The sequence below is a fragment of the Pseudomonas sp. FW215-R2 genome, from assembly GCF_058789255.1.
Window position 1 is genome coordinate 1 of sequence record NZ_JBYTBO010000038.1, and the last position, 23,810, is coordinate 23,810.

21 protein-coding genes and 2 tRNA genes are annotated in these 23,810 nt (G+C 60.6%); 9 read left to right on the top strand and 14 right to left on the bottom strand.

What is annotated here, in order from left to right:
* From AC3WRD_RS29165 to bamJ, 6 genes are all read right to left on the bottom strand, one after another.
* On the bottom strand, positions 1-1,979 hold a 1,979-nt coding region (locus tag AC3WRD_RS29165), incomplete at its 3' end, for a DUF6531 domain-containing protein (protein ID WP_256580673.1).
* 225 nt (positions 1,980-2,204) lie between these two features.
* Positions 2,205-2,612 (bottom strand): SEL1-like repeat protein, encoded by a 408-nt coding sequence (locus AC3WRD_RS29170; protein WP_102622754.1) that lies wholly within the window; start codon positions 2,610-2,612, stop codon positions 2,205-2,207.
* On the bottom strand, positions 2,613-2,984 hold the full coding sequence (locus AC3WRD_RS29175; protein WP_003223109.1) for a hypothetical protein: 372 nt from the start codon (positions 2,982-2,984) through the stop codon (positions 2,613-2,615). It abuts the gene before it with no gap.
* The gene (locus tag AC3WRD_RS29180) at positions 2,981-3,322 is read right to left on the bottom strand and encodes a helix-turn-helix domain-containing protein (RefSeq protein WP_007950435.1); all 342 of its coding nucleotides are present in this window, start codon (positions 3,320-3,322) and stop codon (positions 2,981-2,983) included. Before AC3WRD_RS29180 ends, AC3WRD_RS29175 begins: the two co-directional genes overlap by 4 nt.
* A gap of 114 nt (positions 3,323-3,436) precedes the next feature.
* On the bottom strand, positions 3,437-3,892 hold the full coding sequence (locus AC3WRD_RS29185) for a YkvA family protein (protein WP_096823014.1): 456 nt from the start codon (positions 3,890-3,892) through the stop codon (positions 3,437-3,439).
* A gap of 300 nt (positions 3,893-4,192) precedes the next feature.
* Positions 4,193-4,912 (bottom strand): BamJ family beta-barrel-assembly machinery protein, encoded by a 720-nt coding sequence (gene bamJ / locus AC3WRD_RS29190; RefSeq protein ID WP_096823013.1) that lies wholly within the window; start codon positions 4,910-4,912, stop codon positions 4,193-4,195.
* A 270-nt stretch (positions 4,913-5,182) separates the two neighbouring features.
* On the opposite strand from bamJ, the gene AC3WRD_RS29195 reads away from it, so the two are divergent.
* Together AC3WRD_RS29195 and AC3WRD_RS29200 are read left to right on the top strand one after the other, a co-directional pair.
* Positions 5,183-6,991: a di-heme-cytochrome C peroxidase gene (locus tag AC3WRD_RS29195; RefSeq protein ID WP_102622756.1), complete on the top strand. Its 1,809-nt coding sequence runs from the start codon at positions 5,183-5,185 to the stop codon at positions 6,989-6,991.
* Positions 6,992-7,017: 26 nt separating this feature from the next.
* The gene (locus AC3WRD_RS29200) at positions 7,018-8,154 is read left to right on the top strand and encodes a catalase family protein (protein WP_102622755.1); all 1,137 of its coding nucleotides are present in this window, start codon (positions 7,018-7,020) and stop codon (positions 8,152-8,154) included.
* 145 nt (positions 8,155-8,299) lie between these two features.
* Here AC3WRD_RS29200 and AC3WRD_RS29205 read toward each other — a convergent pair.
* Together AC3WRD_RS29205 and AC3WRD_RS29210 are read right to left on the bottom strand one after the other, a co-directional pair.
* Positions 8,300-8,376, bottom strand: a tRNA-Asp gene (locus AC3WRD_RS29205).
* Positions 8,377-8,395: 19 nt separating this feature from the next.
* Positions 8,396-8,471, bottom strand: a tRNA-Val gene (locus AC3WRD_RS29210).
* Between the two features lie 159 nt (positions 8,472-8,630).
* Here AC3WRD_RS29210 and rdgC point away from each other — a divergent pair.
* The 3 genes from rdgC (at position 8,631) to sugE (ending at position 11,025) form a co-directional block, all read left to right on the top strand.
* The gene (gene rdgC, locus AC3WRD_RS29215; RefSeq protein WP_007950430.1) at positions 8,631-9,551 is read left to right on the top strand and encodes a recombination-associated protein RdgC; all 921 of its coding nucleotides are present in this window, start codon (positions 8,631-8,633) and stop codon (positions 9,549-9,551) included.
* A gap of 75 nt (positions 9,552-9,626) precedes the next feature.
* The gene (locus tag AC3WRD_RS29220; protein ID WP_102622753.1) at positions 9,627-10,592 is read left to right on the top strand and encodes a bile acid:sodium symporter family protein; all 966 of its coding nucleotides are present in this window, start codon (positions 9,627-9,629) and stop codon (positions 10,590-10,592) included.
* A gap of 118 nt (positions 10,593-10,710) precedes the next feature.
* Positions 10,711-11,025: a quaternary ammonium compound efflux SMR transporter SugE gene (gene sugE / locus AC3WRD_RS29225; protein ID WP_085732315.1), complete on the top strand. Its 315-nt coding sequence runs from the start codon at positions 10,711-10,713 to the stop codon at positions 11,023-11,025.
* A 49-nt stretch (positions 11,026-11,074) separates the two neighbouring features.
* On the opposite strand, the gene AC3WRD_RS29230 is transcribed toward sugE, so the two are convergent.
* The 4 genes from AC3WRD_RS29230 to AC3WRD_RS29245 all read right to left on the bottom strand — a co-directional run bounded on the left by AC3WRD_RS29230 (position 11,075) and on the right by AC3WRD_RS29245 (position 15,856).
* Positions 11,075-12,949 (bottom strand): MFS transporter, encoded by a 1,875-nt coding sequence (locus tag AC3WRD_RS29230; RefSeq protein WP_102622752.1) that lies wholly within the window; start codon positions 12,947-12,949, stop codon positions 11,075-11,077.
* A gap of 98 nt (positions 12,950-13,047) precedes the next feature.
* Entirely contained in the window at positions 13,048-14,199 is a 1,152-nt protein-coding gene (locus AC3WRD_RS29235) for a TDT family transporter (RefSeq protein WP_102622751.1), read from the bottom strand.
* Between the two features lie 105 nt (positions 14,200-14,304).
* The gene (locus AC3WRD_RS29240) at positions 14,305-14,616 is read right to left on the bottom strand and encodes a cupin domain-containing protein (protein ID WP_085682915.1); all 312 of its coding nucleotides are present in this window, start codon (positions 14,614-14,616) and stop codon (positions 14,305-14,307) included.
* A gap of 52 nt (positions 14,617-14,668) precedes the next feature.
* A complete protein-coding gene (locus AC3WRD_RS29245) occupies positions 14,669-15,856 on the bottom strand; it encodes an MFS transporter (RefSeq protein ID WP_102622750.1) in 1,188 nt (395 codons plus the stop codon).
* Between the two features lie 91 nt (positions 15,857-15,947).
* Here AC3WRD_RS29245 and AC3WRD_RS29250 point away from each other — a divergent pair, with 91 nt between their 5' ends.
* Together AC3WRD_RS29250 and AC3WRD_RS29255 are read left to right on the top strand one after the other, a co-directional pair.
* Positions 15,948-16,490: a TetR/AcrR family transcriptional regulator gene (locus AC3WRD_RS29250; protein ID WP_096823007.1), complete on the top strand. Its 543-nt coding sequence runs from the start codon at positions 15,948-15,950 to the stop codon at positions 16,488-16,490.
* Positions 16,491-16,626: 136 nt separating this feature from the next.
* Entirely contained in the window at positions 16,627-20,097 is a 3,471-nt protein-coding gene (locus tag AC3WRD_RS29255) for a hybrid sensor histidine kinase/response regulator (RefSeq protein ID WP_102622749.1), read from the top strand.
* A 23-nt stretch (positions 20,098-20,120) separates the two neighbouring features.
* Here AC3WRD_RS29255 and AC3WRD_RS29260 read toward each other — a convergent pair whose 3' ends face one another.
* Together AC3WRD_RS29260 and AC3WRD_RS29265 are read right to left on the bottom strand one after the other, a co-directional pair.
* On the bottom strand, positions 20,121-21,485 hold the full coding sequence (locus AC3WRD_RS29260; protein WP_173861406.1) for a DNA recombination protein RmuC: 1,365 nt from the start codon (positions 21,483-21,485) through the stop codon (positions 20,121-20,123).
* Positions 21,486-21,660: 175 nt separating this feature from the next.
* On the bottom strand, positions 21,661-21,984 hold the full coding sequence (locus tag AC3WRD_RS29265; protein ID WP_096823004.1) for an SEL1-like repeat protein: 324 nt from the start codon (positions 21,982-21,984) through the stop codon (positions 21,661-21,663).
* A gap of 953 nt (positions 21,985-22,937) precedes the next feature.
* On the opposite strand from AC3WRD_RS29265, the gene AC3WRD_RS29270 reads away from it, so the two are divergent.
* Together AC3WRD_RS29270 and AC3WRD_RS29275 are read left to right on the top strand one after the other, a co-directional pair.
* Positions 22,938-23,162 carry a hypothetical protein gene (locus tag AC3WRD_RS29270; protein ID WP_007950419.1) on the top strand — a complete coding sequence of 75 codons (225 nt, stop codon included), beginning with the start codon at positions 22,938-22,940 and terminating at the stop codon, positions 23,160-23,162.
* A gap of 276 nt (positions 23,163-23,438) precedes the next feature.
* A partial coding sequence (locus AC3WRD_RS29275) for a hypothetical protein (RefSeq protein ID WP_102650882.1) occupies positions 23,439-23,810 on the top strand: 372 nt, incomplete at its 3' end.

The window sequence follows — 23,810 nt, forward strand, 5'->3', positions numbered from 1 at the left end:
ACGGTAACGCTGCCGGCGTCATCCCAGACGTAACGCGTATCCATCTGCGAGAACGACGCCCAGTGCCGCACGCAACGTGCCGCCTTGCCGGCACGCTCCCACTCCCAGAAGAAACTCGCGCCGCCGCTCAGTTGCCGCTGCAGGATGACGTGCTGGTCGTCGTAGTCGTAACGCTCGCACTCACCGACGGCGTTCGACGCTTCGATCAACCGGTGGCGGGCATCAAAGCGGTAGCTGACCAGCGTCTGCTCGGTGCGCCAGGCCGCATCGCGCCAGACTTGATAATCGACCGCCACCAGATGCGCCCGCTCGTAGCGCAGCAGCAGCGAACGACCGGCTCCGTTATCCAGGCGCTGCACACGGTCGGAAAGATCCCGATGCAGCGTCAGACGGTTGCCGTACGCATCGCTGATCGCTGTCAGACGCCCAGCCCGAAAGTGATAAAACCGCGCCGCCTCACCCGCCAGCGCAACAATCAACTCCTCCGGCTCATCCCCGAGAAAAATCGCCGCCCGCGACAAACTGTTGTGAATCGCTGGCCGCTCGACACTCGGCAACGGAAATCGCGTGCGCCGGTTCTCGTGGTCAACCCAGACCACACCGTCGCCCTCGACCTCCAGCCGATGCGCCAGCGAATGACTCCAGCCAAACCCCAGCCCGACATCGATCTCCGCCGCACTGGTTCGATACAACCGACTGAACTCGAACGGCAGCAACCCGTCGAGCACGCCATCGGTCAGCGTCAGCAATTCCTCGCCGGTGACCATCGACACCGGACAGCCATTGGTGCAGGTCCTGGGCACGCAGTCGGCGCTGTCGCCGTTAGGATTTGTCGCCTGATCAGGCTTGTCGTCGTGGTGCTCGTCTTTCTTCAGGGAGGTGTTCCGTCGGGCGTCCCAGCGCAACTGCATGCGACCCTTTTTCACCCCGGCGGCGATGCCTCGCGCGGCGACGGATTTGTAGTGCTTCACATAGCCGATGAAGGTGCTGACGATGCCGGACATCGCCTTCACCAGACGCGTTACCGCCGACAATAACTGAGCGCCGCGATCCGCCAGACGCAAGGTCAGATACGCAATCCCCGCCCCGGCGCCGACAAAGGTCAGTACAACGCCGATCAACACATCGATCAGCAGTTGCACCACCGCCATCGAGACGGCCTCGGCGGTTTTTCCGGCAATTTCAGTGGGCGGCAGCATCTCCAGCCAGAGGCTGGCGGTACGCAGCAACAGGCACAGCGCCGCCTCGTCACTGACCAGTAACTGAAGCTTCTCCATCATTTCAGGCGCTGTCTCTGCCAGCGCGATCAACTGTGCGGCGCCACTGCCCAACCGCTCGGCAAACTTTCCGGGATCCTTGAGAATCTCCGACAACAACCCAATGCTGTCCCACACGCCCTCAATCGCTGCCCAACTCCCGGCCAGCAAGCCGTTGCCCGCCGCCGTCGCCACCAACTGTGACCACTGCGGCTTGAAGCCCTGCCATTCGCTACGCAGCCAACTGTCGAGCTGCCGGGTCAGGCCATCGTAGGAATCGAAAAGCGCGTCGACCTGCTTCTCGCTGGCCTCGCTGTGCACTAACACCCGATAGAACTTGCCCGCCTCTCCGATGAACACCCCCTTGCCCTGAGCATCGAGCGTGACGGACTTGACCTCGCCGCCCTCCACCGCCACCACATCGACAACGATGTCGCCCAACGGAATGTCGTATACCGACTCAAACTTGCTCTCGATCTCCATTCGCCCGGTTTCCGGGCATTGCACGACAGCCGAAGAGAAACGGTTGTCATCAATGGCGACCGCCGTGCTGTGTTCGCCGAAACGGATGATCCGCTCCATCCCCATCAGCGACGGCAGATCGGCCGCATGACTGACGCTGTCTGCCGAGCGACTGAACCAGTGCCTGAGCTGTTCGCGATAGAGATCGAGGGTGTGGGGAAAGCTGTCGAGTGCTTGCTCGATGCGGGTGATGGCTTCCATCAGCGCATTCCCAGGCGCATGACGAAATGAAAAACCGGGTCGAACATGTGCGTTCCCTCGCGCAAAAATCAGGCGAAGGACTTTGCGGGGGATCAAACAGAAAAGAAGTCAGGCGAGTAGGCGATGGATGTAGGAGAAGTCTGTAACTGATCTTTATCGAACAGCAGATGCAAAAACGGGGCGGGAGGTTTCCCTCACGCCCCGTTCAGGGAACACAAAAATCGCTTACCGAGAATGATCCCGACCGGCCAGCTCTTTCAACTTGAGCTCAGCCAGCGGATGCCCGGCCTTGGCGGCCATGGTCCACCAGCGAACGGCTTCCGAAGGATCCGGCGCTTTACTGGGCGTACCTGCAAGACTGATGACACCCACCTGATACGCCGCCTTGCCATCTCCGGCCAGCGCAGCCAGCCGCAGCAATCGAACACCCTCCTCACGCGCGCCCAGGCCAACGCCGCGAAACGTCAGGATGTGCCCGTAAAAGCTTTGCGCGCCGACATCGCCCAGGTTGGCCATACGCGCAAACTGCCCTTCGAGCCAGCGCCAGCCTCGGGGCTGACGGACAAACCACGACCAGTGAAACAGCCTACGGGCCAGCCAGTAACTTGCCCGCGCCTTGAGTCGTAAAAACACTCAGGCCTCCGCCGATTCCGGGTATTCGTATTCAAAAACCCGCACCACTTCCGAGGCATGCCACGAAGCTGCGGCAACACCATCGGATGGCCCGGAAAAACGCCCCAGACGCTCGACACATTCAAAGAAACCGGTGCGTGGCAAGCGACTGGCGCCCTGGCTGATCACCAGCGAACTGCGCAACGGTTGTTCGGCTTTCGCGTCCAGCGCAGCGAGATGCTCCAGTGCAGCGGTCAATGTCTGCATCGCCGGCGTGGGCAGTTGCAGACGCTCGAGCAAGGCTCGATAGGTCAGAAGATGGCGCTGCCTGCGCGCCTGGTCCAGCTCCCCCAGCAATCCGTCCCAATGTTGACGACTGATGCGTACGCTCACGATTGTTCCCTCCACCCTGGCACCGTCAACTCCCAGGCCAGGCTGCGGCGAATCGCAGCGTCGGGCAGACGCTCACCGCTTTCGATCATGGCCAGGTAAGACGGGCTGATGCCTACCGTGCGGGCGAGCGCCTCGATGGCGATGCCCTTCCCTTCGCGCAAACTGCGTAACTGATCCAGACCTGGAAGAATCGGGTCCGGTGTGGCCGCAAGCGGCGCTGGAGCCGGTTGCGACGGTGCTTCGTTAATGCCTGCTGCTTTCAGTAGAGCCTGATACTGAGCCCATGGCAGAACCGCATATTCGGGTTCGCCATCGCGTGCAATTATCTGAATATCCATGACTACCCCGTAGGACAACAACGCTTAGCGAGTCGGCACTTTTCCCTAGAAGTGTAATCCTAACAGCGGCCAAGGTCGTGGGGGGTATCTATCTGTATAAGAGGCTGTCGCGATTCAGGACTTTTTCGGACCCTGAAGCTGAAGTTGTTCGGGCGTATCGGGCAGGCGCTCGACAACCCTGAGCTTTTCCGGCGCCTGACGCTGACGCCACAGACGGAACGCAGTGAGCTCGTCGTCGAGGGTTTTCATCAGCCAGGCGAGGACGGCGATGTCATCGAGCATGCCGAAAACGGGAATGAAATCCGGGATCGCATCCACCGGACTGAGGAAATACATCAAGCCCGCAACGACCGAAACGATCGCCTTGGGACTGATCGCGCGATATTCGCCGCGCCAGTACGCCAGGCACAGCGCCTGGAGCAATCGCAGGTCATCCTTCAGTTTGCCGAGACGATTGCCTTGGGCGGCACCTTTGCTGGCCACGGCGAACAACAGCGTCGGCAAACGGCCACGGGCCAGGAGTCGTCCGGCCAACGGCAGGAATCGGGCGAAATTCCATGGAGCTTTCATCTATTTCTCCCGTTGAAATGTTATCCACACAAATTGTGGATAACCTTGTGAACAGAGCTGCATTTCGACGCTGAGAGCCCCGGTTCATAAGGGCTGCGCTCAGATCGGGCGTTTTTTACTCACATAAAAAACCCCATTATTTCATTGACTTGGCAGCTCAGGGCGTCTAGCGCGGGCGGCCTCAAAGTCTAGGACTGTCGCGATGCGTATCGGTTCGGTCTGTTTACGCTCGCCGTGCCCCAGATGCAACAACGCCCCGCATAAGCGAGGCGTTGTTGTTGAAGCCGGTACCGACGCTTGTTACTTGGCGGCGGCAGCGTCTTCTTTGGCTGGATCCTTGATGGCCAGCAGTTCGAGGTCGAAGACCAGAACCGAGTTGGCCGGGATTGCCGGGCTTGGCGATTGTGCGCCGTAAGCCAGATCGCTAGGGATGTACAGCTTGTACTTCTCGCCAACGTGCATCAGTTGCAGGCCTTCGACCCAACCCGGGATCACACCGCTGACCGGCAGATCGATCGGGCTGCCGCGCTCGACGGAGCTGTCGAATACGGTGCCGTTGGTCAGCTTGCCGGTGTAGTGAACGGTCACTACGTCGGTAGGCTTAGGCTGTGGGCCGTCGGCTTTCTTGACCACTTCGTACTGCAGACCGGAAGCAGTGGTGGTCACGCCGGCTTTCTTGCCGTTTTCTTCGAGGAATTTCTTGCCGGCGGCTGCCGACTCTTCGCTCATCTTGGCCATACGCTCTTCGGCACGCTTTTGCAGTGCAGCGAAGGCTTCGACCAGATCTTCATCTTTCAGCTTCTGTTCTTTCTTGCCGACGGCATCTTCGATGCCCTGGGCTACCGCTTTGGAGTCCAGATCATCCATGCCTTCCTGAGCAAGGCTTTTGCCCATGTTCAGGCCGATACCGTAGGAAGCTTTTTGCGCCGGGGTTTTCAGCTCTACGCTGGTCTGCGAATCACAACCCGCGAGTACCAGGCTAACCAGGGCTACCGCCGCCGCCAACCGATGCTGTTTCATGCTATTTCCTTGTTCATGCGCCGAAAGGGCAATCGAGTAAAGCCGCGAGCTTATCAGGCCGCCACGACCAATGGCTACCGGCATGAGAGCAGGAATCTTCCGATAAGTTCAGGGATTAAAAAGCATTTGGGCAAAGGCATGATGAAGCTTCTGTCATCTTGATCTGACATTAACCGATGCCCCTTCCCACAACACTTGGCGTAATGGCCACTTGCCGCACACGGCTCGGCTCAGGCATAACAGCGCAACAACTCGACAAGGATGTTCATCTTGCGCCTCATATTCCGTGTGCTGACGCTGATCGTGGTACTGCTGGGACTGGTCCTGGCGGTGATTCTCTACTATGTCGCCAATCCGAAACTGCCCTTCCCGACGCCCGCCAAACAGGTCCACTACCTCAAACAATGGACTGACGAAGAGCGCCAGACCTACTACTTCACGCCGCAAGGCACCCAGGTCAAAGGCCTGCGTTATGAGTGGTTCCAGGCCCTGGAGCTGCCGTTCTCGCAGCAACGCTTTGCCTCTCCGGAATATCTTGCACGCTTCGGTTTTCTGATCGACCCGCAGCAGAAAGCCACATCGAACAACCCGGGGAATCTGCCAGTGGGTTTCGCCCGCCATCAGAATCCCGGCAGCTCTGAGCAATATCTCGACATCACTTGTGCGGCCTGCCACACCGGCGAGTTGCACCTGAATGGCCAGGCCGTGCGCATCGACGGCGGCTCGGCGCAGCATGTGCTGCCTTCCAGTGTTCCTACATTGCGTGGTGGCAGTTTCGGACAGGCACTGGTCGCCAGTCTGGCCTCCACTTACTACAACCCGTGGAAATTCGAGCGGTTCGCCCGCAACGTACTGGGCAACGACTATGACGCCCGCCATGAACAACTGCGCAAAGACTTCAAAGGCTCACTGAATACCTTCCTCAAAGTGGCGTGGAACGACACCCATCGCGGCCTCTACCCCACCGAGGAAGGCCCTGGCCGAACCGATGCTTTCGGACGAATCGCCAACGCGACCTTCGGCGATGCGATCTCCCCCACCAACTATCGCGTGGCCAACGCTCCCGTGGATTACCCGCAACTGTGGGACATGTGGACGTTCGACTGGGTGCAGTGGAACGGCTCGGCGCAGCAGCCGATGGCACGCAACATCGGCGAGGCGCTGGGGGTAGGCGCTACCCTGAATTTCTTCGATGCCAATGGCCAGCCGCTACAGGGTGATGAACGTTATGCATCAAGCGTGCGTGTGCGCGATCTGCACAAGATCGAAGAAACCCTGCAAAAACTTCAGCCACCCGCCTGGCCAGAGGAGCTGTTGGGCAAGGTCGACAAACCTTTGGCGGCCAAGGGTCGAGCGTTATTTGCCGAAAACTGCGCTGGCTGCCACGTCCCACGGGTGACGCAAGAGGGTGAACGCTGGGTCCAGCACCTGCACATGTTGCCCGTCGACGTCATCGGCACCGATCCGAACGCGGCCAACAACATCGCCAACCACCGTTTCGACCTGACAGCCCTGCAATGGAATCCGGCAGAGCTGGAGCAAATGGACGTGAAGTTACACCCCACTCCCAAAGAACCGCTCGATCTCAGCCAGTTATCCGTGGCCAAGGGCCTGGCTTACGTCACGGCGTTCGTTGAAAACCGCGCCTATCGCGAAGCTGGCGTCACTGCCGCTGAAAAACCTCAGCTCGACGGCTTTGGCCTGCCGATCGGTGTCCGGGAAAAAGTGGCCTACAAGGCCCGGCCGCTGGCAGGCGTGTGGGCTACACCGCCCTTCCTGCACAACGGCTCGGTGCCGAGTCTCTATCAGTTGCTTTCGCCTCAGGATGAACGCGCCACCACTTTCTATAAGGGCACCTTCGAATATGACCCTCGGCATCTGGGTTATCGCACCGAAGCCTTTACCAACGCTTTCCTGTTCGACACACGCATCACCGGCAACCACAACAGTGGCCATGAATTCCGCGCCGGCGAGCGCGGCAACGGGGTTATCGGACGGTTGCTGCAGCCCGAGGAACGCTGGGCGCTGCTGGAATACCTGAAAGTGCTGGGCGGCCCGCTGGAGGCGCAACTGCCATGATCTTCAATTCGTTCAAGAAACCATCGATGCTGGCGCGTTTCTGGTTGTGGCTGGGGCGGTTGCTGGGCAAAACCCTGCTGTTTTTGCTGGTGGTCGGCCTGATCGGCTGGGCTCTGGCAACCGCCTGGTTTGCCTGGCAACACCGAGGCCCAGTGTCGGCGACGGAGCAGATTCCGGACGGCGAAGCAGCCATGACGCAGGACGTGATCCAGACCGCTGTGCGAATTGTCGATCAGCATCGGGAAAGCACGCGTTTTCTGCGCGACGCCCATGCCAAGGCCCACGGTTGTGTGAAGGCCGACGTGCAAGTGCTGCCAGATCTGGCTCAGGACCTGCGCCGAGGTGTTTTCAGCGAGCCGGGCAAGGTCTGGCAGGCGACAATGCGCCTGTCCAACGGCAACGCCTATCCGCAGTTCGACAGCATCCGCGATGCCCGGGGCATGGCGATCAAATTGCTCGATGTGCCGGGCAAACAGTTGCTCAGTGACCGTCAGGGCCTGCTCGAACAGGATTTCGTGATGTTCAGCCATCCGAATTTCTTCGTCAGCGACGTCGCTGAATATCGTCAGAATGTGGCGGCGCAGGCTGACGGCAAAAAGGTCATGGCGTTTTTTCCGGGCTGGGACCCGCGAAACTGGCAGATCAGGCATTTGTTCATTGCGCTGGCGACGCTTTCTCCGCCACCAGAGAGCCCGACACGTACGACCTACTTTTCGGTATCGCCCTACAAATTTGGTGAGGCCAATGCGAAGTTTCGGGTGATGCCGGATCCGGACAACTGCCCGGCGTACACGCTGCCAAAGCAAAACCAGGATCTGCCGAATTTCCTGCGCAGTGCGCTGAATCAGCAACTGTCCACGGATCGGGTGCCCGCGTGTTTTGTGTTGCAGATCCAGCGTCAGGACGCCAATCGGTTCATGCCGATCGAAGACACCAGCATCGAATGGCGCGAACAGGACAGTCCATTCCAGACCGTAGCCAAAATCACCCTGCCCCCACAGGACTTCGACACCCCGGCTCTGAACCTGCTATGCGACAACCTGTCGTTCAATCCATGGTTTGGGATCGAGGCCCACCGCCCGATTGGCGGGATCAACCGTCTGCGTAAAGCGGTGTATGAAGCGGTGAGTGATTACCGGCACAGTCGCAACGCCAGCCAGTAACAAACCGCAGAAACGAAAAAAGCGACCCGCAGGTCGCTTTTTTCATGCCCGGACGAGCAAAAAGCCAATCGCCAGACAGCAAAAAGCCCGCACTGGGCGGGCTTTCTGTGGTGACCTGGCGTTCAGTGTTCCAAGTTACCGAATATGGCGCAGCGGACGGGACTCGAACCCGCGACCCCCGGCGTGACAGGCCGGTATTCTAACCGACTGAACTACCGCTGCGCGAAACGCTTGAAACGAATGGTGGGTGATGACGGGATCGAACCGCCGACATTCTGCTTGTAAGGCAGACGCTCTCCCAGCTGAGCTAATCACCCTTCGCTTCGGTGTGGCGCGCATTCTACGGAGCGACCCAACCTCTGGCAAGCACTTTTTTAATTAATTTTCTCAGGCCTTCCAAAGGCTTAGAGAAGGGTTGGCCTATGACCCGGCGAAGACAATAATGCCCCCCTTTGTATAAAGGAGAGACTCACCCCATGTGGTTCAAGAACCTGCTTATCTATCGCCTGACCCAAGACCTGCCTGTCGATGCCGAGGCGCTGGAAACTGCACTGGCCACCAAACTGGCGCGTCCATGTGCAAGCCAGGAGTTGACCACCTACGGTTTCGTCGCGCCGTTCGGCAAGGGCGAAGATGCACCACTGGTGCACGTCAGCGGTGACTTCCTGCTGATCTCCGCCCGCAAGGAAGAACGCATTCTGCCGGGCAGCGTCGTGCGCGACGCGGTCAAGGAAAAGGTCGAAGAGATCGAAGCCGAGCAGATGCGCAAGGTCTATAAGAAGGAACGCGATCAGATCAAGGATGAAATCATCCAGGCATTCCTGCCGCGCGCCTTCATCCGCCGTTCGTCGACCTTCGCCGCCATCGCGCCGAAACAGGGCCTGATCCTGGTCAACTCCGCCAGCCCGAAACGCGCCGAAGACCTGCTTTCCACCCTGCGTGAAGTGATCGGCACCCTGCCGGTTCGTCCGCTGACCGTGAAAACCGCACCGACCGCCGTGATGACCGAATGGGTCACCACCCAGCAAGCCGCTCCGGACTTCTTCGTCCTGGACGAGTGCGAACTGCGCGACACCCACGAAGATGGCGGCATCGTGCGTTGCAAGCGTCAGGACCTGACCAGCGAAGAAATCCAGCTGCACCTGAGCACCGGCAAAGTGGTGACTCAACTGTCGCTGGCCTGGCAGGACAAGCTGTCGTTCATGCTCGACGACAAAATGACCGTCAAACGCCTGAAGTTCGAAGATCTGCTGCAAGATCAGGCGGAACAGGACGGCGGCGACGAAGCCCTCGGCCAACTGGACGCCAGCTTCACCCTGATGATGCTGACGTTCGGCGACTTCCTGCCGGCGCTGGTTGAAGCACTGGGCGGTGAAGAGACGCCGCAGGGGATCTAAAGCCTCTGCGCAGTCTTTGGGTTATCTTCAAACGCCACCGCTTCGGTGGCGTTTTCACATAATAAGGAACAGGCCATGCGCGCACTGGCTGCACTGAGTCGTTTTGTCGGCAACACCTTCGCTTACTGGGTTCTGATTTTCGCCGTGGTCGCGTTCCTGCAACCGGCCTGGTTCCTCGGTCTGAAAGGCGCAATCGTGCCGCTGCTCGGGCTGGTAATGTTCGGCATGGGCCTGACCCTCAAACTCGACGACTTCGCCGCCGTCGCCCGCCATCCTTGGCGCGTGGCGCTGGGCGTGGTTGCGCATTTCGTGATCATGCCGGGGATGGCGTGGTTGCTTTGCCAGGTTTTTCACCTGCCGCCGGAAATCGCCGTCGGGGTGATTCTGGTCGGTTGCTGCCCGAGCGGCACGTCATCGAACGTCATGACCTGGCTGGCCCGGGGCGATCTGGCGCTGTCGGTGGCCATCGCCGCCGTCACCACCCTCCTCGCCCCGCTGCTGACGCCAGCGCTGATCTGGCTGCTGGCCTCGGCCTGGTTGCCGGTTTCGTTCATGGAATTGTTCTGGTCGATTCTGCAAGTGGTGCTGCTGCCGATCATCCTCGGCGTGCTGGCGCAGCGACTGCTTGGCGACAAGGTTCGGCATGCGGTGGAAGTATTGCCGCTGGTGTCAGTGGTCAGCATCGTGATCATCGTCGCCGCCGTGGTTGCCGCCAGTCAGGCAAAAATCGCCGAATCCGGCCTGCTGATCATGGCGGTGGTGATGCTGCACAACAGCTTCGGCTATTTGCTGGGTTACTTCACCGGGCGCCTGTTCGGTTTGCCGCTGGCTCAGCGCAAGTCCCTGGCGCTGGAGGTCGGCATGCAGAACTCCGGGCTCGGCGCTGCGTTGGCCAGTGCGCACTTTTCGCCACTGGCGGCGGTGCCGAGCGCGCTGTTCAGCGTGTGGCACAACATTTCCGGGGCGCTGCTGTCGACCTACTTCCGCCGAATGAGCGAAAAGGAAGACCGTGAAACGTTGGCCCAACAGGCAGCCGACTGAGCCCGGATCAATGCGCGGCGCACAATTTTAGGTAGTATGTGCGCCACGCGGGGACGACCCTGCGGCTCAATCGAGTTTTCAATCTGGGGACGGCCCCGTCAATCGATGGAGGTCTTTCATGTCCTGGATCATTCTGTTTTTCGCCGGCCTGTTCGAAGTCGGCTGGGCCGTCGGCCTCAAATACACCGATGGTTTCAGCCGTCCGCTGCCCACTGTTCTCACCGTCGCGGCCATGGCTGTCAGCCTTGGCCTGCTGGGTCTGGCGATGAAAGAACTGCCGCTGGGCACGGCTTATGCGATCTGGACTGGCGTTGGTGCCGTGGGCACAGTGATTGCCGGGATCATTCTGTTTGGCGAGTCGATGGCATTGATTCGGCTGGCCAGCGTTGCACTGATCATCACCGGATTGATCGGGCTCAAGGTCAGCGCCTGAGCCGTTGCCGCCATCACCGATGTATCGGTGATGGCGGCTTCACAAACAACTATCTGACTGTCCCGCGCAACTCTCCCACCAACGCCTGCAACTCGGCAGGCTGCGCCGCCTCGACCGCCACCGGCGAACCCGCGACCAGCGTTACCCGTGACCACAAGCGGTGAAAAAGCCCTTTCTTGGGATCGCGGCTGAAGAAACTCCCCCACAACCCCTGCAACGCCAGCGGAATCACCGGCACCGGTGTCTCTTCGAGAATCCGCGTCAGCCCGCCCTTGAACTCGTTGATCTCGCCATCGGCGGTCAACTTGCCTTCGGGGAAGATGCAGACAAGCTCACCGTCCTTCAGATACTGGGCTATCCGGGTGAAAGCCTTTTCGTAGATCTGGATGTCTTCCTGGCGTCCGGCGATAGGAATGGTGCCCGCCGTGCGGAAGATAAAGTTCAGCACCGGCAGGTTGTAGATCTTGTAGTACATGACAAAGCGAATCGGCCGACGCACCGCGCCGCCAATCAGCAACGCATCAACGAACGATACGTGGTTGCACACCAGCAACGCCGCGCCTTCATCGGGAATCGCTTCCAGGTTGCGATGCTCGACGCGGTACATGGAATGGCTGAGCAGCCAGATCATGAAACGCATGCTGAACTCGGGGACGATCTTGAAGATGTAGGCGTTGACGCCGATGTTGAGCAGCGACACCACCAGGAACAGCTGTGGAATCGACAGTTTGACCACGCTCAGCAACACGATGGAGACGATGGCCGAAATCACCATGAACAGCGCGTTGAGAATGTTGTTGGCGGCGATTACTCGCGCCCGCTCGTTCTCAGCGGTGCGCGACTGGATCAGCGCATACAGCGGCACGATGTAGAAACCGCCAAAGATGCCGAGGCCGAGGATGTCGACCAGTACCGCCCAGGCGTGACCGAAGCCCAGCACCTCAGTCCAGCTATGGCCAACGGCGCTCTCCGGAATACCACCGGAATGCCACCACAACAGCAGCCCGAAAACTGTCAGGCCAAAGGAACCGAACGGCACCAGACCGATCTCGACCTTGCGCCCGGAAAGCTTCTCGCAAAGCATGGAACCGAGGGCAATACCGACCGAGAACACCGTGAGAATCAGGGTGACCACGGTTTCATCGCCGTGCATCCATTCCTTGGCGTAGGCCGGGATCTGTGTCAGATAAATCGCCCCGACAAACCAGAACCACGAGTTGCCGACAATCGAGCGCGACACCGCCGGGGTCTGGCCCAACCCGAGTTTCAGCGTGGCCCAGGACTGGCTGAAAATGTTCCAGTTCAGGCGCATTTCCGGAGAAGCGGCCGCGGCGCGGGGAATGCTGCGGCTGGCGAGGTAACCGAGTACCGCGATGCCGACAATTGCGGTCGACACCAGTGGCGCATAGTGCGACGAGGACATGATGACCCCGGCACCAATGGTGCCGGCCAGGATCGCCAGGAACGTGCCCATTTCCACCAGACCGTTGCCGCCGACCAGTTCATCCTCGTGCAAGGCCTGCGGCAGGATCGAGTACTTCACTGGCCCGAACAGCGCCGAGTGTGTGCCCATGGCGAACAGCGCCACCAGCATCAGCGATAGGTGATCGAACAGGAAGCCGACAGATCCCACGGCCATGATGGCGATTTCCGCCAGTTTGATCAGACGGATCAGCGCATCCTTGGCGAACTTTTCGCCGAACTGTCCGGCCAGCGCCGAAAACAGGAAGAACGGCAGAATAAACAGCAACGCACACAGGTTGACCCAGATCGAGCGGTCACCTTCGATGGTCAGCCGATAGAGAATGGCGAGGATCAGCGACTGCTTGAAAACGTTGTCGTTGAACGCGCCCAGCGACTGGGTGATGAAAAACGGCAGGAAGCGCCGGGTACGCAGCAGGTTGAGCTGTGAGGGGTGACTCATCTTCCGTGTGTCCCTGATGTTGGGTAGCGAGTGGCCTGGATACGCTTATTGGAATGTCGATCCGCGATCCAGGCCACACCTTACCTAAACTTTTCAGGTTATTTCTTCAAACCTGCAATACACGGTGAAACAAAAAGCTCGCCGCGCCAGGCGCCTTGCAGCGTGCGCTTGCCGACGATCAGCCACATCACTGCCAGCAACGTCACCAGCACACAACCGGCCACGCTGAAGAACGTCAGGTTCAACGTGCTGCCCAATTTCAGGGTCGCCAGCGAATACACGCCCAACGGGAAGGTAAATCCCCACCAGCCAAGGTTGAACGGGATGCCGTCGCGCAGGTAACGCACGGTGATCAGCAGCGCCATCAACATCCACCACAAGCCAAAACCCCAGAGCGTGATCCCGGCCACCAGGCCCAGGCCCGAAGCGATTTCACCGATGCCCGGCATGCCATTGGCCGCGAAGATCGCCGGCGCATCACCGCCCAGCAGCAACATGCCCAGGGCACCGGTACCGATCGGCCCCAGAGCGAGCCAGCTCGACGCCGCCATGTTTTCGTGGGGCAGTTTGTGCAGGGCCATGCGTAACAGCAGGATGGTCAGAATGCTGAACGCCACGGGTAAGGAAAAGGCCCAGAGCACGTAGCTCGTCGCCAGCACCACCAGTTGCGAGTGCGCATCGGCCAGGTGCGGCGCCAGCAGTCCGCCGCTGGCTGCCGCCACTTCTGCCGCCACCACCGGCAACAGCCAGACAGCGGTCATCTGATCGATGCTGTGTTCCTGGCGGGTGAACATCATGTAGGGAATCAGCACACCGCAGGCCAGCGACATCGCCACGTCCAGCCACCACAGCACTTCGGCGAGGTGAATCACACCGTCGCCCCAGCGCGGCAGGCCGAACAACAGAAAACCGTTGATGATGGTCGCCAGGCCCATGGGAATGGTGCCGAAGAACATCGAAACCGTGGAGTGCCCGAAGATCCGCCGCGCTTCGTCGAAGAACAGAATCCAGCGCGCGGCGTACGCAGCGGTAAACAGCACGAACAACAGAATGTTGAACATCCACAACCCTTCGGCCACGGCGTGCAGCCCCGGGATGGCGAAAGGCAGTTGTGCCAGCGCCAACGCCAGCACGCCGGTACCCATGGTCGCGGCGAACCAGTTCGGTGTGAATTGACGGATCACTTCACGCGGATGCTGAAGCTGGCTGAAAGGCTTGATGCCGGGTTTGGCACTGTTGGGGCAAGTCATCATGAACTCCTGTCCTCAGGTGAGGTTGAGCCCATGGTAGAACCGAATCGAATATCTATATAACGGGTAATATCTCTAACTGTTATCTGTTTTGTAGATATGCAGTCAGACGCTGCCTTCGGTTTCAATCACCAGAATCCGCGCAGCGCCTTGCGGATGAGCAACATGCTCCGTGCCGATGGACGCGTAGAAGATGTCACCAACATCGAGCTGCACCTGCTTTTCCTCGCCTTCTTCGCGGTAGTGCATGAGCACCTGACCGTCGAGCACCACGAACACTTCCTCACCATCGTTGACGTGCCATTTGTACGGCTGATCAGTCCAGTGCAATCGCGTGGTGATGCCGTTCATGTTGGCGATGTCGAGCGCGCCCCAGGCACGCTCGGCGGTGAAGGTCTTGCTGCGGATAATCTTCATGAATCGATCCGTGAGAAGAATGGGCTGGCCAAGGCTAACCGAATCCGCCGGCTTATGGCGCGCTACAGGTCTTGGCCGCTTGTGGACGGAAACTCATCAGCAGCGCGCCGACCGCCAGCACGATCAGCACCGCACCATACACATCGGTGGTGGCCAGCAGGCCCAGGCTGTGGGTGAAGTGCCCGGCCAACAACGCCGGCAGGCAGAACGCCAGGTAACTCAGCACATAAAATGCCGACATCAACCCCGCCCGTTCATGGGGCAACGCCAGCGGCACCAGACTGCGCACCGCACCGAGAAAACCGGAGCCAAATCCGCAACCGGCGACCAGCGTGCCGAAAAAGAACAGCGACAGACTGGCGCTGTGTACGCCCAGCAGAATCAGCACGATGCCGGCCGGCAACAGGCTTGCGCCAAGTTGCAGCGCCCGGGAGGCTGGACGATTGCGCAAGGTGAAAATCATAAGTGCACCGGTCACGGTCAACGCCGCCACAGTCGCGCCGCCGATCAGATTGGAGGTGGAACCGGTCGCCGTGCGCACCAGTGACGGGGCCAGCGAGGCATAAAAACCGCCGAGCGCCCAGGTCGCGGTGTTCAGCGGTAACACTCGCCACAGCGTCGAACGCGCCTGAACCGGCACATGCAGGGTCGGCCGCAACGAGGCCCAGGCCCCTGCTTGCGGAGAGACGCTTTCCGGCAAGCGCCAGACATAAATCCCCTGCAACACAAACAGCACGAGCAGCAGCCAATAGGTCAGTTGCAGTGGCGCGGGCGCGAATTCCGCCAGCAAACCGCAACCCATCGCACCGAGCGCCATGCCGAGCAACGGCGCGACGCTGTTGATCAGCGGCCCTTGCTGGCGATCGGTGTCCAGCAGCGTCGCACTCAACACGGCAGTGGCCATGCCGGTGGCAAACCCTTGCAGCACCCGCGCGCCGATCAGCCAACCCACGCTGTCGGCGTAGACAAACAGCAGCATCGCCAGGGCATTCAGGACCACGGCGGTGAAAATCACCGGTTTGCGGCCCAGGTGATCCGACAGCGAACCGACCGTCAGCAGCGCGGCCAGCAGGCTCAGCGCGTAAACGCCGAAAATCAGGGTCAGCACCGCCGCCGAGAAATGCAGGTGATCCTGATACAGGTGATACAACGGCGTCGGCGCGGTGGAAGCGGCGAGAAAACTGAGTAAGGTGATCGCCAGAAACCACAGGCTGGAACGGTTGGAAGCAAGGCGGGTCATGGACATACTCCTTAAAAGCTATTTTTTTGCTTTTGCGGAGTGTGCTCCCGACTTGTGCTTAAAGCAAATTCTTTGTGTTAAGGTCTGGCACATGCCTATTAAAGAAAGTAGCCGTCCTGGCGGCCGAAGCGCCCGGGTACAGGAATCGATTCACGGCGCCGTGCGCGCACTCCTCGAAGAGCAGGAGCGCTCCACCGTGACCGTTCCGCAGATTGCCGCTCGGGCCGGGGTCACGCCCTCGACCATTTATCGGCGCTGGGGCGATCTGTCGGCGCTGCTCGCCGACGTCGCCCTCGCCCGCCTGCGCCCTGAAAGCGATCCGCTGGAAACCGGCAGCCTGCGCGGCGATATCCGCGCCTGGGCCGAGCAGTATCTGGACGAAATGAGTTCCGAGCCGGGGCGCAATGTCATGCGCGACGTGCAGGCCAGCGCCACACCGGGATTCTGCATCGCGATCATTGCCGATCAGTTGCAGACCATCGTCGATCGCTTCCCGGATCAGTCGCCACCGAGCGTGGATCACCTGATCAACCTGGTGGTTTCGCCAACGGTGTTCCGCATCCTGTTTGCCGTGGCGCCGCTGGAAGTCGAAGAACTGCACCGGCTGATCGACATCGCGCTGCGCCAGGACTGACAGCGCAGAACCGCCCGGTTCTGCGCCTGCGACACCCCGCCACGCCACGACCTTGGTCGACACTGACTAACCGCCGCGCACATGCGAGACTGTCTGGCCGGGCGCGAGTCCGGTCGTATTTTGTCGGGAGTGCTCCATGTCGTTGTCCAGCGGGCTGATCGCCGCCGTCGCCCTGGCCTATATGGCCATCATGTTCGCCATCGCCTTCTACGGCGACCGTCGCAGCGCGCCGTTGCCGCCGCGGATGCGTGCCTGGGTGTACAGCCTGTCGCTGGCGGTCTACTGCACCAGCTGGACGTTCTTCGGCGCGGTCGGTCAGGCGGCCGAACAGTTGTGGTCATTTCTGCCGATCTACCTCGGGCCGATCCTGCTGTTGCTGGGTGCGCCGTGGGTCCTGCAAAAAATGGTGATGATCAGCAAGCAGGAGAACATCACCTCCATTGCCGACTTCATCGCCGCCCGTTATGGCAAATCCCAATCGCTGGCGGTGGTGGTTGCGCTGATCTGTCTGGTCGGCGTTCTCCCTTATATAGCCTTGCAACTCAAAGGCATTGTCCTCGGCGTAAACCTGCTGATCGGTGCCGGTGCCGACGCCATGGGCACCCGCGCCCAGGACACGGCGCTGATCGTGTCACTGGTGCTGGCGCTGTTCACCATTGTTTTCGGCACGCGCAACCTCGACGCCACCGAGCACCACCGGGGCATGGTGCTGGCGATTGCGTTCGAGTCGCTGGTGAAGTTGTTCGCCTTCCTCGCCGTCGGCGCCTTCGTCACTTATGGCCTGTATGACGGCTTCGACGACCTGTTCAATCAGGCAATGCTCGCCCCGCGCCTTGAGGAATACTGGAAAGAAACCATCAACTGGCCGTCGATGGTGGTGCAGACCGGCGTGGCGATGATGGCGATCATCTGCCTGCCCCGGCAATTCCACGTCACCGTGGTGGAAAACATCGATCCGCAGGACCTGCGTCTGGCCAAATGGGTGTTCCCGGCCTATCTCGCGTTGGCAGCGCTGTTTGTAGTCCCTATCGCCCTGGCCGGTCAGATGATGTTGCCCAGCTCCGTCATCCCGGACTCCTTCGTCATCAGCCTGCCGCTGGCCCAGGCCCACCCGGCGCTGGCGATGCTGGCGTTCATTGGCGGCGCCTCGGCGGCCACCGGCATGGTGATCGTGGCGAGTGTGGCGCTGTCGACCATGGTCTCCAACGACATGCTGTTGCCGTGGCTGTTGCGGCGTAACAATGCCGAGCGGCCGTTCGAAGTGTTCCGTCAGTGGATGCTCTCGGTGCGCCGGGTCAGCATCGTGGTCATTCTGTTGCTGGCTTACGTCAGCTACCGCCTGCTTGGCTCCACCGCGAGCCTGGCGACCATCGGCCAGATTGCCTTCGCCGCCGTGACCCAACTGGCGCCGGCCATGCTCGGCGCGCTGTACTGGAAACAGGCCAACCGCCGAGGCGTGTTCGCCGGTCTCGCCGCCGGCACATTCCTGTGGTTCTACACCCTGATCTTGCCGATTGCCGCCCGCAGCCTCGGCTGGTCGCTGGACACGTTCCCCGGCCTGGCCTGGCTGCACAGCAACCCGCTGAACCTGCCGATCACCCCGCTGACCCAAGGCGTGGTGCTGTCGCTGGCGGGTAACTTCACGTTGTTCGCCTGGGTCTCGGTGTTGTCGCGCACCCGGGTGTCGGAACACTGGCAGGCCGGGCGTTTCATCGGTCAGGAAATCAGTGCCCGGCCGAGCGCACGCTCGATGCTGGCGGTGCAGATCGACGACTTGCTGCAACTGGCGGCACGGTTTGTCGGTGAAGAGCGTGCGCGCCAAAGCTTCATCCGCTTCGCTTATCGCCAAGGCAAGGGCTTCAACCCGAACCAGAACGCCGACGGTGAATGGATCGCCCACACCGAACGTTTGCTGGCCGGTGTCCTTGGCGCGTCTTCGACACGGGCTGTAGTAAAAGCCGCCATCGAAGGTCGGGAAATGCAGCTGGAGGACGTCGTCCGGATCGCCGACGAAGCCTCGGAAGTGTTGCAGTTCAACCGCGCGCTGCTGCAAGGCGCCATCGAGAACATCACGCAGGGCATCAGCGTGGTCGATCAGTCGCTGAAACTGGTGGCCTGGAACCGGCGCTATCTGGAGCTGTTCAACTACCCGGACGGTTTGATCAGCGTCGGCCGGCCGATCGCCGACATCATTCGCTACAACGCCGAACGCGGCTTGTGTGGCCCCGGCGAAGCGGAAGTCCACGTCGCCCGCCGCCTGCACTGGATGCGTCAGGGCCGCGCCCACACGTCTGAACGACTGTTCCCCAACGGCCGGGTGATCGAGCTGATCGGCAACCCGATGCCCGGTGGCGGTTTCGTCATGAGCTTCACCGACATCACCGCGTTCCGCGAAGCCGAGCAGGCGCTGACCGAGGCCAACGAAGGGCTGGAACAACGGGTCAGCGAACGGACTCAGGAACTGTCACAACTCAACGTCGCGCTGACCGAAGCCAAGGGCAATGCCGAAGCGGCCAACCAGTCAAAAACCCGCTTTCTGGCAGCGGTCAGCCACGACTTGATGCAGCCATTGAACGCCGCGCGGCTGTTCTCCGCCGCCCTCTCCCATCAGGACGACGGCTTGAGCGGCGAAGCGCAGAAACTGGTGCAGCACCTGGACAGTTCGCTGCGTTCGGCCGAAGACCTGATCAGCGACCTGCTGGACATTTCCCGCCTGGAAAACGGCAAGATCAACCCGGATCGCAAGCCGTTCGCGGTCAATGAGCTGTTCGATATTCTCGGCGCGGAGTTCAAGGCGCTGGCGCAGGAACAGGGCCTGAATTTCCGGGTGCGCGGCAGTCATTTGCGCATCGACAGCGACATCAAACTGCTACGGCGGATCCTGCAGAACTTCCTCACCAATGCCTTCCGCTATGCAAAAGGCCCGGTGTTGCTGGGCGTGCGCCGGCGACAGGGCGAGATTTGCCTGGAGGTCTGGGATCGCGGGCCGGGGATTCCGGAAGACAAGCAACAAGTGATTTTCGAGGAATTCAAACGCCTCGACAGCCACCAGACCCGCGCCGAGAAAGGCCTGGGCCTGGGCCTGGCGATTGCCGACGGCTTGTGCCGGGTACTCGGGCACACATTGCGCGTGCGTTCATGGCCGGGGCGCGGCAGCGTGTTCAGTGTGCGGGTGCCGCTGGCCCGCACGCAGACCGCCCAACCAAGTGCTGCAGTAGAACTCAACGGCAAGTTGCACAGCGGCGCGCAGGTGCTGTGCATCGACAACGAAGACAGCATTCTGATCGGCATGAACAGCCTGCTCACGCGCTGGGGTTGTCAGGTGTGGACGGCGCGCAACCGCGAGGAATGCGCGGCGCTGCTCAACGATGGGGTGCGGCCGCAACTGGCGCTGGTGGATTTCCACCTCGACCACGGCGAGACCGGCACCGATCTGATGGCCTGGTTGCGTACGAGCCTGGGCGAACCGGTGCCCGGCGTGGTGATCAGCGCCGACGGGCATCCGGAAACCGTGGCGCAGGTGCACGCGGCGGGGCTGGATTACCTGGCCAAACCGGTGAAACCGGCGGCGTTGCGGGCGTTGTTGAGTCGCTATTTGCCTCTCTAAAAGCGCCTCTCTGACAACGCCGCTTATTCAGGCAGCTCGACCAAGCCGTCGGCGTCGGTCATTGCGCGTTCCAGCAGATCTGCCGGCAGGCTCTTGCTGGCCCGTGCGCCGAGCAGTTTGAGCTGCTCGCTGCGGCTGACAAGGTTGCCGCGCCCTTCTGTCAGCTTGTTTCGCGCTGCGCTGTAGGCTTTGTCCAGCTGTTGCAGACGATTGCCGACTTCGTCCAGATCCTGAATGAACAACACGAACTTGTCGTACAGCCATCCGGCACGCTCGGCGATTTCCCGGGCGTTCTGGCTCTGGCGCTCCTGCTTCCACAGGCTGTCGATGACCCGCAGGGTGGCGAGCAGCGTGGTCGGGCTGACGATCACGATGTTGCGGTCGAAGGCTTCCTGGAACAGCGTCGGCTCGGCTTGCAACGCTGCGGAAAACGCCGCTTCGATGGGCACGAACAGCAAGACGAAATCGAGGCTGTGTAGCCCTTCCAGACGCTTGTAGTCCTTGCCGGCCAGGCCTTTGACGTGGCTGCGCAGCGACAGCACGTGCTGCTTCATGGCGATCTGGCCAATCGCATCGTCATCGGCCGCCACGTATTGCTGGTACGCCGTGAGGCTGACCTTGGAGTCGACCACCACTTGTTTATCGCCCGGCAGGTAAATGATCACATCCGGCTGAAAGCGCTCGCCGTCCGGGCCCTTGAGGTTGACCTGGGTCTGGTACTCGCGGCCCTTCTCCAGCCCGGCATGTTCCAGCACCCGTTCCAGAATCAGCTCGCCCCAGTTGCCCTGGGTTTTCTGGCCTTTCAGGGCACGGGTCAGGTTGGTCGCTTCATCGCTCAAGCGCAGGTTCAGTTGCTGCAGGCGCTCAAGCTCCTTGGCCAGCGAGAAGCGCTCGCGGGCTTCGGCCTGATAGCTTTCCTCGACACGCTTTTCGAAGGACTGGATGCGCTCTTTCAACGGGTCGAGCAACTGCCCGAGACGCTGCTGACTGGTTTCGGCGAAACGCTGTTCACGTTCGTCGAAGATCTTGCCGGCCAGTTCGGCGAACTGGGCGCGCAACTCGTCACGGGAACCTTGCAGGTCATCGAGACGCTGCTGATGGCTTTCCTGCTGCTCACGCAACTCGGCACTCAGTGAGGCGGCCTGGGCGTCCAGGCGCCGCAGCTCGGCTTCCTTGTTGGCGCGCTCGAGGCTCCAGGCATGAGCGGCGTCACGGGCGTCGTCGCGCTCGATCTGCAACAGTTCGACTTCCCGGCGCACGGCCGCAAGATCCGCTTGTTTGGAGGCATTGGCCTGGCCGAGGTCGGCGACTTCGTCGCGACTGGCTTCGAGCTGGGCGTTGAGGCCGTCCTGGGCCATTTGTGCCATGGCCAGTCGCTCTTCGAGCAACGCGACTTCGGACTCGCCATGACTGGCCCGGCGCTGCAGTTGCCAGGCCAGCGCCAGCAGCGGCACGGCCGCGCCCGCCAACCCGAGCAAGATGCTGGTCAAGTCCATCGCCATAGTCATTCCCGCCGATCCGATAAAGCCTGAAGGTTAACCAAGGCGTCAGGTCTTGGACAGCTCAGTCTTCGATCAGGCCGAGTTCCTGTTGCGCACGTCGATCACCCGCACGGGCAGCCTGACGCAGCAGGTCCTGGCCGATACGACGATCCCGGGCATTGCCGCACTCACGGCACATCAACTGGCCAAGGCGACTTTGTGCAGCGACCACGCCTTCCCGGGCCGGTTGCTTGAGCAGGCGGCCGGCGAGGTGCTTGGCGTTCTGGCTGTCGCCCAGGCGCGGGCTGTCCAGCAGCCATTCGGCCACGCGCACGGAAAATCGCTTGGGAGCGGTAACACGAGAGGGTTGGGAGGTAACAGAATCTGGAGCTGAGCGAAACTTCATAAAGCACTGTGGGACAGATCGGAAGGCGCGCCACTCTACTCTTTTTTTCGCACAGGTAAAGTCGAAAAAAACCCGGCACGCCCGTGCTAGAGCAAGCGCTCGGGACAATCCACAGAAGCTGTGGATAACTCAGTGGACAACCGTCCCTGACTCGCCGCAAAGCCTTGTGGAATGGGGCCCGCAGTCAAACTGACGATTTTTTCACCAGTAAAAAAAAGCGATGTTTTTCATTGACTTAAACTTTCGTTACAGGCAGCCACCGGGGTCAGGATCGATGTGACAGCGTCGTTACCGTCCGCGCAACTAATGTGCACAAGTACCTGTTACGCGGTTATATCGGTGCGCTTTTTCGGGTCGTTTTGGCAGCCGGGTTGGGGATAAGCCCTTGCGCTTCGCGGGTTCGGCTTGCCCCCTGCGACGACCGACGGTCGGAATGTGAGCCAAATCGGGGCGGGGCCGGGGTTCGAGGCACCGTCTGTTGGTTCTTTTTAAAAATCAGGTTTGCCTTCCTCGAAGTGTTCCGTTAGTATCCGCGGCGTTAGTACCAAGCTGAAAGTCAATTCCGGTCGAACAAACCCCACGGTCAGCCTTCTCCCCGAGAAGCCTCCTCCGACAAAGCGGGACCGACCCCTCGATGGTTTCCAGGTAAATCTTGCGACGACACAGCCTTTGAATCGAATGCAAAGGGTGTTGCGAAGACCACTTACTCTGACCGAACCAACCTGCAAATTGATCAGGATCTTCACCCCGGGCCCAGAACCTTTGCCCTCGATGTGTTGCCTGCCCTCCTAAGTACCTACCTGCCAGCCCAAGCGCGCCAACTTATCAGCGCTTCAAACTGGCTGCTTTGTTCCAGTCGGGTTCTTCGTTCGACCAATGGTGGTCGGCGTTACTGGAACGTTTTAACGTTGCACGGTTCTTATCCGTGTCATTTGTAGGAACACCTAATAACTATGTCTACTCAAATCCAGACTCAGGATGCCATTCGCACCCTAACCAACGCTTTTGCTCCAATGAACTGCCTGATCATGGCCGCTCGCAAAGGCTGCTTCAGCTTCACCGTGGTCAATGAACACGGGATCGCCCGCCACAGCGAGCGTCTGTACCCTGATCAATACTCCAGCGCCGAACCGCTGCAGGCCGTGATTGATCGCACCCGTCAGGCATTGATCGCCTGAGAGGCCGAAATGGCTGCAAAAGCAAAAGCCCCGCCTGAAACGCGGGGCTTTTTATTGCCCGATGTTTCTCTTTTTGCCACTCACGGTTAAGCACCAACCGATATAACGGTTATAACTGCTCGCCGGAAATATTTTAAAAACAGGCCTTTACGTCGCGAATATGACACTACACTTCAACTCAAGCGGCGTGATCCGCTTCCGGCGAGCCTGAGTCGATTCACAGCTGCCAAGCTCCCCTTCAGGTCTCGCCGCCCAATAACAAGATCCGAGGGTTTTATGGGTATCGCTGCCAGCGAACTGTGCCGCTATGTGATCCGTCCAACGCTGATTTATCTGGGACGTCACTGCGCCACCGCCGAATCCCTGCTGCTGGGCATCGCCGCCAGCCAGTCCGCCCTGGGTTCCGCCCTGCATGACCGCCGTGGCCACGGCCTGTACCGGATTGCCGAGCATCGCCACCAGGCGCTCTGGGATCATTATCTGGCGCTCGATCCGGAGCGCGCCAGCCTGGTTCGCGGCCTCGCCAGCCAGCATGCCTTTCTCAGCGGCCCGCACCTCGAACTCACCGTCAACCTGCGTTACGCCACCGCCATCGCCTGGCTGCTGGTCGAAGAACAGAATCCCACCCTCCCCGACCCGGCCGGCCTG

What these genes read in the sequence shown, in the direction of transcription:
- AC3WRD_RS29185 (WP_096823014.1), bottom strand. Translation starts at nt 3,892, where the DNA reads ATGAAAGCTCCATGGAATTTCGCCCGATTCCTGCCGTTGGCCGGACGA.
- AC3WRD_RS29220 (WP_102622753.1), top strand. Translation starts at nt 9,627, where the DNA reads ATGCGCGCACTGGCTGCACTGAGTCGTTTTGTCGGCAACACCTTCGCT.
- bamJ (WP_096823013.1), bottom strand. Translation starts at nt 4,912, where the DNA reads ATGAAACAGCATCGGTTGGCGGCGGCGGTAGCCCTGGTTAGCCTGGTA.
- AC3WRD_RS29250 (WP_096823007.1), top strand. Translation starts at nt 15,948, where the DNA reads ATGCCTATTAAAGAAAGTAGCCGTCCTGGCGGCCGAAGCGCCCGGGTA.
- AC3WRD_RS29235 (WP_102622751.1), bottom strand. Translation starts at nt 14,199, where the DNA reads ATGACTTGCCCCAACAGTGCCAAACCCGGCATCAAGCCTTTCAGCCAG.
- AC3WRD_RS29245 (WP_102622750.1), bottom strand. Translation starts at nt 15,856, where the DNA reads ATGACCCGCCTTGCTTCCAACCGTTCCAGCCTGTGGTTTCTGGCGATC.
- AC3WRD_RS29265 (WP_096823004.1), bottom strand. Translation starts at nt 21,984, where the DNA reads ATGAAGTTTCGCTCAGCTCCAGATTCTGTTACCTCCCAACCCTCTCGT.
- AC3WRD_RS29255 (WP_102622749.1), top strand. Translation starts at nt 16,627, where the DNA reads ATGTCGTTGTCCAGCGGGCTGATCGCCGCCGTCGCCCTGGCCTATATG.
- rdgC (WP_007950430.1), top strand. Translation starts at nt 8,631, where the DNA reads ATGTGGTTCAAGAACCTGCTTATCTATCGCCTGACCCAAGACCTGCCT.
- AC3WRD_RS29230 (WP_102622752.1), bottom strand. Translation starts at nt 12,949, where the DNA reads ATGAGTCACCCCTCACAGCTCAACCTGCTGCGTACCCGGCGCTTCCTG.
- AC3WRD_RS29270 (WP_007950419.1), top strand. Translation starts at nt 22,938, where the DNA reads ATGTCTACTCAAATCCAGACTCAGGATGCCATTCGCACCCTAACCAAC.
- AC3WRD_RS29180 (WP_007950435.1), bottom strand. Translation starts at nt 3,322, where the DNA reads ATGGATATTCAGATAATTGCACGCGATGGCGAACCCGAATATGCGGTT.
- AC3WRD_RS29240 (WP_085682915.1), bottom strand. Translation starts at nt 14,616, where the DNA reads ATGAAGATTATCCGCAGCAAGACCTTCACCGCCGAGCGTGCCTGGGGC.
- AC3WRD_RS29200 (WP_102622755.1), top strand. Translation starts at nt 7,018, where the DNA reads ATGCTGGCGCGTTTCTGGTTGTGGCTGGGGCGGTTGCTGGGCAAAACC.
- sugE (WP_085732315.1), top strand. Translation starts at nt 10,711, where the DNA reads ATGTCCTGGATCATTCTGTTTTTCGCCGGCCTGTTCGAAGTCGGCTGG.